The sequence below is a fragment of the Modestobacter marinus genome (assembly GCF_019799945.1).
Taxonomy (GTDB): domain Bacteria; phylum Actinomycetota; class Actinomycetes; order Mycobacteriales; family Geodermatophilaceae; genus Modestobacter; species Modestobacter marinus_B.
The window spans coordinates 1-565 of sequence record NZ_JABGCH010000201.1; the positions used below are offsets into that span (position 1 = coordinate 1).

Sequence of the window (565 nt, forward strand, 5' to 3'; positions counted from 1 at the left end):
ACCGTCACACAACGACCACCCCGGCCCTCGAGGTGGCCTAAACCGAGCGTCCGTCAGATCCAGGACGGTTCTGTCTGGGATCCGGCCCGCCCGGGCGCCGGACCGGTCGTGCTTGGGGACCACGTGGACGGTGTGGTCGGGCAACTGGTGCTCGGTGATGGGCGTCTGATCACCGGCGGTCAGGACGGTCGCGTGTTGGTGTGGGATCCGGCGCGCCCAGGCGCCCAACCAGTCGTGCTAGGGCAGCACGTTGACGCCGTGGACGAGTTGGAACTTCTCAGTGATGGGCGGGTAGTCGCCGGCGGTGAGGACGGTCGGCTGTTGGTCTGGGATCCGGAGCGCCCGGGCGGCGAACCCGTGCCGCTTGGGGAGTACGACGGTGGGCTGGTCAGGGCGCTCGGTGATGGGCGAGTGGTCACCGTTGGGATGGACGAATGGGTGCTGCTGTGGGATCCAACCCAATCAGGCGCCGAACCAGTGCCGCTGGGGAAGCATGGAGTTGACCCGGTCCCGTGGTCACCTCGCTTCTGCGGCCTGAGGTTCAGGCTGCGGTGGTGAGAGTGTG

1 protein-coding gene is annotated in these 565 nt (G+C 67.8%); it reads right to left on the reverse strand.

What is annotated here, in order from left to right; translation table 11 throughout:
- Nucleotides 1-237 precede the first annotated feature (237 nt).
- On the reverse strand, nucleotides 238-462 hold the full coding sequence (locus HK417_RS24650) for a hypothetical protein (protein ID WP_222273510.1): 225 nt from the start codon (nucleotides 460-462) through the stop codon (nucleotides 238-240).
- Nucleotides 463-565: the final 103 nt, after the last annotated feature.